The organism is Bacillus sp. SA1-12, from assembly GCF_000981385.1.
Taxonomy (GTDB): domain Bacteria; phylum Bacillota; class Bacilli; order Bacillales; family Bacillaceae; genus Metabacillus.
On the sequence record NZ_LATZ01000043.1, the window covers coordinates 1 to 14,109 of the forward strand.

Genomic DNA, 14,109 nt, shown 5'->3' on the forward strand with positions numbered 1-14,109 from the left:
CCGCTCACTTCCTTCAGATTCCATGTCACCATAGACACCCTTGTGTTAGGCTAACTGTTACTTCTGTCTTCACAGTTCGGGACTTTCACCCTATAGATTACACCCATGCTGGGCGCACTTAAAAAATAGAGTAGAGAGACGATCTCTACTCTACTTAAAACTAATACTTAATTTGCAATTTTTTCATCTCACCGGCAGGAATAGTTAAATAGAGAATTCCTTCTTTCTCTTGAAAGAAATATGCTTCATTTTCTTTCGTCATTTCATCAAGGCTGTTTGCTGCCTTATACTTACTGTCGGCAGCTTGAATCGATTTTGGTCTTGATTGATCAGTAAGTCTCAATAGATAAGAAGAAAGCTTTGTATTCGTTGGTATGTTGAGGTCACGTACAATTTCAGTTTTGTTTATGTTCTTCTGATCAATCTTAAAGTAATGATTGTGATAGGCAGGGCTGAGCTGAATATTTTCAATCGTCAGTTTACCTCCAGCTTGTGTCTTCGCTCTATTTCCAATTTTCAAGATATCACCATCAGACACTTCTATATCTGAAATGGTGACCTTTTTGATGTCATCGGTTTCTTGGATCTCTGCACTTTGTTTGTTTTTACCATTTTCTATATAGATAGACGCTTCTTCAAACTGACCGCTTCGTTTGACTTCAGCAGTCAACTTATAAATACCTGACTTAGGAACAACATACTGCCAGAGGTCGGAAGTAAACGTATCAGCACCAACAATTTGCAGGGATCCGTCTACAATGGATTGATTAACCATATTGCTGCGGCTCCAATGGGCAAACCCGTCTTCGAAATCACTATTTATTAAGGATGAGACTATTTCTTTATTCCTCGCTTCTCCTAATGTAATCGAGTCAAGATTAAAGTTACCAGAAGCATAATCAACCTTTACAAGATTCGTTCCTTCATCAAGCTCAACTTCTAGAGTTGCGTCTTTCCACTGATCATTCGTCGCCTCAAATGATACTTGTTTTAAAAGGGTCTTTTTACCGCTCTTTTCTTCCTTTACATGAACTGTTGCTTTACTATTTTGATCTGCATCATATTTCAAATTCAGGTTATATACACCTTTAGAAGGGGCGCTTATTGCATAAGTAATGCTTTCTTCCGACTCATTAAAGCCATTTAGATAACCAAACCCTGCATGTCCTTCCACTACATTAGAGAAATCAACCCCTTTAGAATAGGCTGCAGCTTCTGCTTCAAACACTTTTTCAGCAGTTGCTGGGACAACTTTCAGAACAACGCTGTCATGAGCTTCAAGTGTTACAGAGTAAGAAGACTGAATACCAAGATCTTGATGGGACCATACATCTCGAACATGGCCTTTTTCAATTCCAAGTTCTTTTTGAAAATTGAAATCAAACGTTTTGCTCTCATTTTGGCGATTGAACAATCCGACTACCCATGTACCATCAGGGAGTTGACCTGCCCAGCGCTCGCTGTCACGACTGTTGTTTGACTCTCCATAATGAACGGCACTTTCATAAATTGGTTTGCCAACAAGACCCATTTTATTAAACTCAATTAATTCAGTGTTTTGATAATACGGATAGTTGGCGCCAATTGTATCATATTGATCAGAAATGGCGATTGGAGATCCTGCAAGTGTATAAAGTGACAGCGTTGTTTTCTTCTCATTTTCAGCATAAGGACCAGAGAATGTATTCAATCTGAGAAAATCACCATCCAAAATCAAGCTTGAACGACCACCGATATCAGAAAAACCAGTAAATCCTTGGAAAGAATTCGCCCATTGTGACCAACCGGGTCTCCACTCTTGACGTCTGCCGCTGATATGCTCCCAACCTCCTGTAAATGTATCTTCATTTATACGGATCATATCTCCATATTTATGTTCAAGTTCACCATGGTTTTTAAGGTGAGGCATAACAAGACTTAGAAAAACATTGTTTTCTTTAGATGCTTCTGACATCCACTTTAATGATTTTTCATATAGTGCTCTGTCATGAGCTTCCCCAACTGTCCCTATATTTGCATCTGTTCCTGTTTCATACCATGATAGGAAATCAACCCTTAAAAAATCAGCACCCTGCTCAGCAAAAAAATCAATATATCCTTTTATATATTTTTCAGCATCAGGATGATTTACATCTACCCAATAAAGGGCACGCTCATTCCCCTGACCGCCATTAAATCTGTCACCATCTGTCGGATCATCTGGATCACCCTGATCAATCAGATCAGCGACATATGTCGGTCCATCTGGATTATTTTCCGTTCCTTTAACAATATATTTATCAGGATGTTTTACGACCTCAGGGCTGATCCATAGCGGATTATAGTAAATGCCAAATTTCATTCCTTTTCCCTTTAAGTAGTCACCCCAGAACTTCCAGGTATGCCCATCCGGATATTTTTCAGATGGATATTGGAAAGGCTCGTGATCCTCATTGTCTTCTTCAGGCTTTTCACCTGTTTTATATAGCTCCACATTATCCAGTTGGAAAGAGCTGTGTTCTCCTTTTGCATCAATATTAAATTCAACGGTTAGCTTTCCGTTCAATACTTCTGCTTGCAATTCAAAAAGTCCATAACGAGCTTTTCCATACTCGTCAGTTATCCCATCATTTAATTCAACGACTTTTTCTGAATCAGACTCTCCTTCTATTAAATCGGAATAATTTATCAGCTTCATATTGGCTGTGCTTGTTCCATTCACAAAATGTTCAACATCATTTGGAAATTTCACTCGAGCTGTTAAGGTGTAATTTCCATTTTCAAGACCTTCCACTGTTTGAGATACCTTAGCAGTATGCGGTTCAGGTCCATAGATCCATAATTTAGAGCCTTCATACGCATCATTTGCATCCACCCCGTACATTGCCTCTGTCTCAACTTTCCAGCCAACATCAACTCCCTCTTCAAAGTCACCATTTAAAAGGGAGCCAAGCTCAACTTCTTCCTCCGCTCCATCCATATTCATCGGGTTGGTCATCCATTTATCATTATGGCTTACTACATAGCCATTTTTATTTAGTAAAGTGGCACCTTCAATCCAACCATCTGTTGATACCATGTCATATCCATAAGGCAGGAAGTTCTTTGCCATCCAATCAATATTATCCTTCAATCGTTTTTCAGGCATATACGTATTTTTCGTCCACTGATGCTCATATGTCATAAAATACATGGGACCGGCCCCCTGCCTGGTAAATTGACTGTCTTGCGCTGATGCCGTACCAGTAATCGCGGTTGCTAATGCAAGGGTTGATAAGATTGAGAAAGCTGGAATCTTACTGATTACATTCTTCTTTTTACCCCTAATCTTACTTTTGCTACTTTTTAAGCGTATTCTCAAATAAAAAACCTCCTCATTCATTTAGTAAAGATAGATTCATTATGTTTGAAAGCGCTAACAATTAAAATCGTTTATATTATAAAGTTGGTGTCTTATTATTGGATTTTTATTTGAGGAGATGATAAAAGGTGTCTTTTCTTCCGGTTCTAAGAGTTTAATTGGAAGAAAAGACACCTTTTATTTGCTATGTTTCATACTCTATTACGACCATATCCCAGTACTTAAGACTTGGTATGGTAAAGCGGACCTCTTCATTTCCCTGTTCAGATGACAGTAAGACCGGAATTCCATTTTGTATATCTGGTGAAGCCAGCCAAACCTTTTTAACGCGCCTACTCTCTTTCAACTGAACACTTAACCGCTTACGTTCTTGAGGCTCTGCTTGACTTCCATTTGTATCACGCCATTCTAACGATTTTGTGTCAGCGAAATTTATGAAGTGAATGACTTTCATATTCACTTTTTGTTTTGCAAAATACCATACTTTCCCTTGTTCTGGATGTGAAGAAAAAAGAACCCGATCATGTGAACGAATCAATATTGGCACCTCTTGCAGATTGTCTCGAAGCAAGTTTTCATATGCAACAAGAAAATCATAATACTTGATCAGACTGCTTTGCAAAGATTGATCTATCTTTAAATTTTCATGCGGAAAATATTCTTTTGACAGCATATGTTCCCCAAGTTCTAAATGAGAGCCTCCTGCTGCAAAAATTACACTGTTTGCTAATAACACACCTGGTGTATTAAATGTCCCCGGCTGATTTGAAAATTCATAATTCATATAGGCTGCCAAGACTGAATTTTTGGTTCCTTCTGAATAGTGTCCATTTTCATCAATGATGCGTTTTAAATCACCATAATATTTGTATTGATCCCATACCTCTGTATATAGGAAGTCTATAGGTGATTCTGCAATTTGCTTTTGACCATATTGATTAACAGCATTCATAACGATCCGTTTATCCAGTGTTTCACTTTTTATTTTTTCTAAAAACTGGCGGAATGTATCATCTATTGCAACATGATTTCCTTTAAAGTCATAGACCTCTCCTCTTGGACCCAGCTGGTCAATATGCCAGCCATCAAAAGGAAGAGCATGATACACACTTTTTTGTTGATCAATAATATATCTCTGCCATTCAGAGTTTCCTGGATTCACCATAAACACATCACTTCGCCATTCATCTGGAAGAGCATGATAGTCATGTGCATGTCCTTGCTGATCTCTAAATAACCGCCATTCTGTTTTAACTCCCTCTTTTTCAGCTTCAGCAAAAGCACCGTACAATAGATTATATGACATTGTCTTCATATTCCGTTCATGTGCTAACTGAATATATGTTTGTATTGTGTGCAGGGATGTGGAGCGATTAGCGATGTCCTCCCAATAGGGTACAGGCTCATTGTTTTCCATTTTAAGAGGCTGATGATGTTTATAATGCCAATCATAAAACTGCAATCCATTAATATGATAACGGTTCAACCTGGATATCACAGACTGCATCTCCTTAAACGACAGCTCCTGAAAATTCGATAAAAATCCGTACCGAGGAAATGTAGACCAGTCACTTGACACATCTACTGCAATTGTTTGACTATCCTGTTTTGTATTGGAAGTATACTGGACATGAACAAAATATCCTTTAAAATCTTCTATTGGAGGCTGCCATACCCATTCGGCTTCCTTATCAGTTACCTTTACTTCTTGCTTATAAATAATATTACCTAAATGGTAGTAGGTAATAATTAGCTTGCCATTTGAATGTCTATTCGTTAATTGAGCAGTAAATTTCACAGGTTCCTCAACATGATAGGCTGCTTTATCTGTTGAAATATTTTTTATCATGTTGGCATGTTCGGGAATAATGTACGAAGTTTCTTTTTTGGAATCGTAACGAGGAGAGGAAGAGGGGTATTTTGTTACACCTATTATGATTAACAGTAAAAGAATAATAGATAAGAAAATTAATACATTCACTTTTTTCGAAAACATTAAATCTACTCCCAACTTGTAAACAATACCCTATTTGAAGGAACTAACAAACAAGCTAGTTCCTCTTTCTTGCTTATCATTTTATGCTTCGGCATATTGCTTACTTTTTCCAACTATAATCAGCATCGATCATCTTTTCAATTGGATGCCCGCCCTCAGGCAGCTCCTCAATAACGCACCCTAAGTAAAGATCCGTCTGCCATAGTTCATTTTCAGGAATATCGACAGTAATCGTATATGTACCTGGCCCGTAAACATCTGTGAAACTGTCGTATACCCTTTGGCCCTCATATGGTTTACCATCTTCTTCAGGTACTGTTCCTTCAGGGTACACATAGCTTGAAAAGCTAATTTCTAAAGGTCTTATTCCTTCTGGAACGGTAAATGTCGCTGTCCCTGCTTCAACACTGGAGTGAAAAAATTGATCAAGTGGTTGTTGAAATTCTGAGTAATCTGCCTTTTCTACCACAGATATGGATTCACTCCACAATTCTCCTTTTCCAGGATGTCCTGGACGTTGATAGGTTTTAAATATATAATTTCCTGGTTCGCTTTTTTGATCAAGATGATACATTAATTCTTTCGTTTCTCCAGGATTTAACGCGTCAATACTCCCGGTATACACCACTTCACCATTTTTAGGATTTCCTTGTGCAGACCAGTATACCTCAAATTTCACTTCATCCTGCATTGCTCTTGAGTCCCCACCATTTTTTATCGTTGCTGAAATACAGGAACAACTGTCCTCTTGATCGATAAAAGATAGTGAACTTCTATCCCAGCCGGTTTGTTCGAGTGTTTTAGACTCTTCATTGTCATGAACATTCCCGACCTCTACCTTTGCTTGTTTAGCCATTGCTAGATCTATTGGTTGGATAAATTGTATGGCTATCAGTGAAACCGTCATCATACAAGCTGAAATTCCATTTCGCATTTTCAATAAAATCTATCCTCTTTCTATGTTTAATAAGGATGGCAAGAAGGAACTATTTTCTATTCCTTCTTGACCAAGTGCATATCAATAATTATCGGATTTGAACCTTCTTCTCCTCATCTGCTGGAATGCTTACATATAGAACTTTTGCATTCTCATCATAGAAGAATGTGTTAAGATTACCTTGAGTTTCCTCTAATGACCCAACTTGTTTATATTTCGTTTTTCCAGCTTGAATTTTTGTTGGCTTTTCTGCATTATTTAATTTTAATGTGTACTGCTGCAGCTTTGTTTCAATATAATTGGCAGCCTTTTTCTTTTGCTCAAATGTAACATGGTTTGGTTTCCGTTCCAGCTTGAAATCAGTTATGTTATATTCGCCATTTTGATAATCTTCCGTAGCACCATCATCTTCATAGAATGAATAAGTAGCCTTTTCTTCCAGATAAGTGTCAAGTACTAGATTTGTAAGCGGCTTTTCATCTGTGTGTTGTTGGACATCACGGGTTGGAATGATGGATTCATCTTTTACGAATATTGGCATATGTTCAAGCGGTACATCTACAGTTATCGTCTGTCCGCCTTCATATTTTTTGCCTGTCCAATAATCTGTCCAACTAACATCTTTCGGTAAATAAACTTCACGTGAGGTTTGACCTTGTTTGACGACCGGAGCAAGCATCATTGAATCTCCAAACATATATTGATCACTGATATCATGTGTCATTTCATCATTTTGGAATTGATAGACAAGCGGCTGCTGAATCGGTTTCCCGCTATCTGCTGCTTCTTTGAATTCATTGTATAAATACGGAAGCAATTTATAACGGATTTCAATGTATTTCTTACTGATTTTTTCTACTTCCGGACCAAATGCCCACGGCTCTTGACCTTGTTTCACCGTTGCTTTTGCATCACTATCATAGTGAATACGAGCGAATGGTAAGAATGCTCCTACTTCTATCCAACGAGCAAATAATTCTGCATCAGGACGTGATGCGAAACCGCCAATATCATTACCCACGAATGCAACTCCAGATAAGCCTACGTTCATGTTCATCGGAAGTGACATTTCTAAGTGCTCCCAATTACTGAAATTATCTCCTGTCCACAATGCAGCCCAACGTTGTGTACCAGCATACATATCACGTGTTAAGACGAAAGGACGAGTACCAGGCTTGTGCATTTTAAACGCATTATAAGTAGCTTCTGCCTCATCATGACCATATAAGTTATGGTACTCGGTATGGAGAATTTTGTTGTCTTCAGTACCAAAATAATTATCTAGCGGCATTGTATGTGCATGTTTTTCATCATCACGGAAGACAGCCGGTTCATTCATATCATTCCAAATACCATCAATTCCTTCGTTAAATAACACATCATGATTCTTTGCCCACCAATCACGTACTTCTTCTTTTGAGAAGTCAGGGAAAGCTGAATCTCCAGGCCATACTGGACCTATGTAAGGAGTACCATCTGGATTTTTTGCCCAAAAGTCATTTTTTGTACCTTCTTGATAAATTTTATAGTTTTCATCCTGCTTAACAGCCGGATCGTTAATCGCAATCGCATGGAAGCCTTCCATCGCTTTTAGTTGTTTTAACGCATCTTTATATTGTTGGTTCCAAGTAAACACACGAAAGCCATCCATATAATCAATATCAAAGTGCATCGTATCTAATGGAATGTTCTTTTCACGATATGTTTTCGCAACATTCACAATTTCTTCTGGAGTGTAACCCCATTTACTTTGGTGTAAACCTAATGACCATTTTGCAGGAACATCCATCTTACCTGTTAATTCAGTGTAACGGTCAATAACATCGCCAATTTCTGGACCATATGCAAAGTAGTAGGTTAATTTTCCGCCATTTGCATAAAAATAATAGTAATCATCAGACTCACTTGCCATTTCGTAGTAGGAACGATGTGTGTTGTCAAAGAAAATACCGTATGCATTCTTATCTTTTAATCCAATAAAGAATGGAATTGACGTATACAAGTATTTTGTATCCTTGTTATATGCATAAGCATCTGTGTTCCATAATCCAATACTGTCTCCACGCTTATTGACTTCTAACCCAGATTGCTCGCCAAAGCCGTAAAAGTCTTCTTCTTCATTCGTTTTCTTAAAGACGTAAGGCTTTCCATTTTCATAACCTGAAGTTGCCCCTTGATTTAGGTAGTCTTCGTTTATGACATTCCCCTCTTTATCAAGGAATTTCACCCCAAACGGCTTCAATTTAATTTCAACTATTATTTCATCTGTTTTTAAGGTGTAGGTATCTGCGCTAACGTTTGCACTAAATGGCACACTTTTCCATTCACTTTCTTTTTTCACGATTCCTCTTGATTCAAATTCTTCTTCACCTTTTTCTAATACTGAAACTTTTACAAGATCTTTGGCAAAAATTCGAATGTAAGCTTCGTATGTACCTAAATCCAGTTTGACCCCATTTGAAAGTTCAGTGACACCTTGGACACTTAACTTTTGGAGGTTTTCCTTTTGTAAAGGGGTATCTGCCTCTGGTTGTGTTACCGCTAGAGCACTTGGAACTGCAGTAGAAAAACTTACTGTAGCTGCAAGAGACAGTCCAGCTAATACTCGCAATGTTTTTTTGGATGAGAGCATTTTTTTCACCTCGTATGAAATTTTTTGATTACGGATGAATCTTACCGATGGTAGAATTTTCTGTCAACTAACGATCAAATCAAAAAGCGTAGTAGGGAGATCATCTCAATAACATTGGTACTTAAAGGTTGAAAACGGCATACTTTTTCTTTGAAAACGCTTGTTAAAAAAAATGAAAATAAGGCATAGTATCTAGATTTTCACATTTTGTAAACTTTTTTTGGTTATTTAGCACTAATTTTCTTAATTTTCTGACTTTGTGTTCTTCTTGTTCAAGAACACTACTACTGACTAAATGGACAAATGCCTTCACTTTCTTCTTAATCTAACTTGTTATTTTTATTATTCTTAACCATAAAAATCCCCCAAAATATTTGCAGGATATTAATTTCAACATAAAATTTAATCGTATGAATTCATTATCCTTTTCATTGAGGAATAAGTCTTTTAGTGCATCTCTATTATAATATGGCTGAGCTTTTCTGAAACAAATGGAATGAATTGAACATTTTTTAAGAATAATAAAAAACACGATCTTGCAAGAAGATCGTGCTGGCTGATTCATAAAAATATTGAACTTCTCTTTACAATCTCTCGAAATCTATTATTTGGAAAAGGTGTCTTTTATTAATGATTAATAGTGAGATAAATAACACCATTTGAAATTGGATAGGAAATGGAAGATTCTCCCCGGTCTCTCACATCACCAGAATTTTGACTATTCACTCTCTAATACTTCTTTAATCGTCTATCCATTCATATATCGTTTCTTTTGAAATATGATTTAAAAATTACTTTTTCTAATTAAATAAAACAGTATATTTCACTCGATTCTTCCCATTTTCAGATGTAACAGTGATAACCGCTTCTCCAGGAATTGTTGAAGGTGTTTCAATTTGGAAGGTTGCAAATAAATTACTTGTTTCCGCCTCAATCGCTGGGACTTCCTGATCTTTCTTCTTTAAATCAACATTATACTTTAGGGTATCCTTATCAAATTCTTTTATTTGTTTTCCATTAATAAGAATTGTTTCTAATGTTGCATCGCCGCTTTGACCTGGAATATGATGTTTATCACCAATCCCTAATACCTCCATCTCAGAAATGGCGATACAAGTACCTTCCCTTGCCATCATGACTGCGCGAATCGTTTTCGTTACTAATGGAGCAAAGTCAATGGTTAGCTCCTTATTCTGAACATCTGTTTGAGTTCCCTCAATCCCCTTCCATTCAGTTCCATCAAAATATTCTAGATGCAAAGATTTTGCAGGCCTTGTGCCGCCGTTATCATCATAAAAGTGGAATTTTACTTGTGATATGGTTTCTTCTTGATCAAATTCAACAGCAACCCAATCTTCTTCTCTCCAGTTATTTGGATCCCAATTCGTCCATCTAGCACTAGAGATAATGCCATCGTTGACATTCTTAGTGCTATCCCATTGGCCAGTAAAAGAAGCAGTTACTTTCGGGTACTCATTACCGGAATCAGAAGGGTTTAAGGCTAAATTTTCTAATGCTGGTTCTGTCACCTGGACATTGGCGATTGCTTTAACTGGACTTTTTGAAACAGAGCCTGAAACTTTGAACTTACCTAAATCTGCATACAGAGTTGGATCAATTTCTTCCCAATCAACCTTTACATATCCAGATGTACCAATTTGCAGGTTTGCTTTTACTTGGCCCGGTAATATCGGTGCGTAACCTGGTGTTGTTTTTACCTTTATCGGTTCAATACTTTCAATTTTACTGACTGTTATCGTTGCAACAGCTTTTATTGTTGTTCCCTCAACAGTTCCTTCAATTTTGAAAATATTTTCCTTTGCATATAACATTGGATCGATTTCTTCCCATACTACTTTTTTCTGGACCTTTTCACCATTACCATAAATGGCTGTTACCTCAGAAGGTAATACTGGTGCTGTCTTTTTCTTTGTCACAACAACGTCAACTGGCTCTACTTTGGTGATACCAGCTTTGACAACCTTCCATTGCTGGTGGTTACCTGCAGTCGGTTTCCACACACCAACCTTTGCTCCTTCTTCCTTCGATTCTCCTCCTACTTCTATCAAACTTCCGCTTTGTACGTTAATAAATGTATACTCACCATTTCCATAGGTTGAGAGCATCCATTTTTGACTTGCTGAATCTTCATTGTTTTGAAGCACAACTGAACCATTCTCTACACCAAGTACGCTTTCAGTAGCAGGATTCACCAGTTTATAGATTTCTTTTGTGCTATATCCATCTGTTATTTTTTGAATGTGAAAGCTTTGCGTTTCTTCTTCATGAATATTTGTTTTTTGAACAATTGATTTTCCATCTTGGCCGATAGTTAGTACTTTTCCACTGTTTTTATTAACAAATTTATATTCTTCGTCATTGTTCAAAAATACATGATCCTTATTCACACCGGATACACCTGAAATAACAAATGTTGTAATCGATTGTGGTTGTACGACTGCTGAGAGCTTTTTATCCGAGATCATGACATCAGATTTTTGAGCTAAATTATCCGTGTTAGATGTAACATAAGGTGTTGCCTTTGCGCTTGCTGTTATGGTTTCAAATCCTGATAAATCAAAATTGATCGCTTTCTCTTCTGCGCTAGAATTCGTATATACCACAACGGCAGAATAGTCATCTTTGTTTATTGCCGCTAATGTGCTGCTGTTAGTAGAATTAATCACTTGATATCCTGGTCTGATAAACTTGCTGTAATTCCCCATTGCATAGTATTTTTTGTTTTTATAAATTTCTACATCCTCGAAATTTGCTGGAGCAAAATCCACTTGAATAAGTCCCCAATTGCCATTTTCATGTTCCGGGCTCATATTCACTTCATCTTCAATCGCTTGCCAAAGCACCCATGCTTCTGATTCTAATTGTTGAATATCCGTTGTGATTCGCTGAGATAAGGCAAGACCTGGTATGATATCCTCATGATTTTGTCCGCTGCCTGAACTAAGGTCTACTTCAGACATCCACAGTTTTTTCCCTGCTCCCTTTGCAACATCCCTTGCACCAATCTGCTGGGTAGGACCATACGTATGCACGTTTAACTGGCCAATATTATTCCTAGTTGTTTGATCATATTGCTCCCAGTTTTGTCTGAATTTTTGCGGATTTGTTTCATCCATAGCTGATACAACTGTGTTAAGACCTTTTTCATCTAATTGTTTTTTTACTTCATTAATGATCTTAGCTTGCGAAGCTGGAGACCAGTTTGATCCTTCCTGTCTGCCTTTCGCTCTCCAATATCCAGTATTTGGTTCATTTACAGGTGAAAGAGTTTTAAATTCAATATCCATTTCCTGTTGTAAATGATCCACAACTGTCGTTAAGTATGTGGCAAAATTCCCAAATTGGTCCGGCTTGATATTGTCATCCCATGGATTCCAGTTACCTGATACATAACCGCTTTGCGTCATAAAATATGGCGGTGAGTTTGAAAATGCCTCGAACGTATCAGCTCCTCTAGCCTTTGCTGCACTTACCCACCAACGCTGATTAGCGTCAGCTTCCCAATTCCAATGCTCAGGATTTTCAGAATCCCACCAATTTGCTTGCTCGGTCCATTCTTCGGCATTCCCCTCTGGCGGACCGTATTCAGCAGGTCGATTCCAATAACCTGGGACTGCTCCACCTTTACGCATATATGGCGCTGTTTCAGGAGAATCTCCCCCGCCAATATTGTAGCGAGCAATATTAAAATTCAATCCTTCCTCGCCAAATAGGTCATCAGCAAGTTGATTTCGAAGTTCATCTGGCCAACCGCCTGTTACATTTGCAAACCATACAAGTGCCGTTCCCCAACCATCAAATGGTTCATGTTGATAGCTTGGATCTAGTGTTATGTACTCTGAATTGGAACTCACTTCATTTTCTGCCTCCTCCGCTTTTGTCACTGCAGGCAAAGCTGGTAATATACTTCCTGTTATAAGGAATACAAGTAAACAAGAAATGAATAACTTTTTCATAAACCCTTCTTGCAACATCAAATAACCTCCCCTTTCGTTTGTTCATCCAGAGTAAAAGATGGCTTTCATACCCTGTTAGCTACATTGAAGATCAAATTCGTCTTTCTTTTAAACGAGCGATTTCTTACTGAACCTATCACCCCCTCAAAGGTAATGCATAGAAAAAGAGTATGAAATGAAATCTATAGAATAATAAAAACAAATTTTTGAAACGGGTTTCATTTTATTGAAAGAATGATAGTAATGACAGCATGCAATTTTACATACTACTTAATTTCATGTATTTTCAATTATATACCTCTAATTTTAAACGCTTACATTTTTAAAGAAATAGAAAATCTTTTGATAAAAGTGTAATTTATTTTGATCCTTTCAAATTGAATAAGCGATCTTAAAGGCGTTAAAACCATACCTAAAAAAATAGACTGCCATATTTAACACGACAGTCTATTTTTCAAGCTATTCTCCAGCAATCTAGGAGTTTCCTATATTATTCTATTTAATAAAGCCTTTATAATGACGTTTCACTAGCTGACTTTCAAGCTGTTTCATTGTTTCAAGGGCAACCCCGACAACGATTAACAAGCTTGTTCCGCCAATCTGTGCAGATTGCGGCAGGTCAGCGAATTTAATGAAGAAAACAGGAAGAACAGCTATAACTGCTAAGAAAAGAGAACCGACAAAAGTTAAACGATATAATACCTTTGTAACATACTCCTGCGTATTCTTACCCGGTCTGATACCAGGTATATAGCCGCCTTGCTTCTTCAAATTTTCTGCCATCTGCTCAGGGTTCACTTGAACAAATGCATAGAAGTATGTGAAAGCAATAATTAATGCGATATAGATTATCATCCCTATAGGCTGTGTGTAATCAAATGTTTTCTGGATCCAATCCGTCACATCATTAGGACCAAAAAAGGCTGCTATCGTTGGTGGAGTAATAATAAATGACACCGCAAAGATAACAGGAATAACGCCAGCAGGGTTAACCTTTAACGGCAAATGGGTTGTTTGCCCGCCGCTCATATTGTTAGCCCCAGAACGCTTAGCGTACTGAATTGGAATCTTACGAAGTGCTTGTTGGATGAAGATGACCCCAACGATAACGGCTAATATAGCCAATACAAGAATGGCAACTGTAACTATTCGGATGAATAGCTGGTCACCGGCATCTTGGAATTGCTGTGCATATATTTGGTTGATCGTTGAGGGAATTCCTGCTGC

The 14,109-nt window shown here is 37.6% G+C and carries 6 protein-coding genes; all 6 read right to left on the minus strand.

All coding sequences use genetic code 11. The features are described from left to right. Window positions 1-160: 160 nt before the first annotated feature. A complete protein-coding gene (locus tag WQ54_RS31985) occupies window positions 161-3,340 on the minus strand; it encodes a CBM35 domain-containing protein (RefSeq protein ID WP_052737846.1) in 3,180 nt (1,059 codons plus the stop codon). Window positions 3,341-3,524: 184 nt separating this feature from the next. Continuing rightward, window positions 3,525-5,336, minus strand: coding sequence for a glycoside hydrolase family 66 protein (locus WQ54_RS16935; RefSeq protein ID WP_046585741.1), 1,812 nt, complete (start codon window positions 5,334-5,336; stop codon window positions 3,525-3,527). Between the two features lie 100 nt (window positions 5,337-5,436). After that, a complete protein-coding gene (locus WQ54_RS16940) occupies window positions 5,437-6,276 on the minus strand; it encodes a hypothetical protein (protein WP_046585742.1) in 840 nt (279 codons plus the stop codon). A gap of 85 nt (window positions 6,277-6,361) precedes the next feature. After that, a complete protein-coding gene (locus WQ54_RS16945) occupies window positions 6,362-8,905 on the minus strand; it encodes a TIM-barrel domain-containing protein (protein ID WP_046585744.1) in 2,544 nt (847 codons plus the stop codon). Window positions 8,906-9,705: 800 nt separating this feature from the next. Next, window positions 9,706-12,900, minus strand: coding sequence for a glycoside hydrolase (locus WQ54_RS31990; RefSeq protein WP_052737847.1), 3,195 nt, complete (start codon window positions 12,898-12,900; stop codon window positions 9,706-9,708). Window positions 12,901-13,377: 477 nt separating this feature from the next. Further along, a partial coding sequence (gene secY, locus WQ54_RS16955; protein ID WP_046585746.1) for a preprotein translocase subunit SecY occupies window positions 13,378-14,109 on the minus strand: 732 nt, incomplete at its 5' end.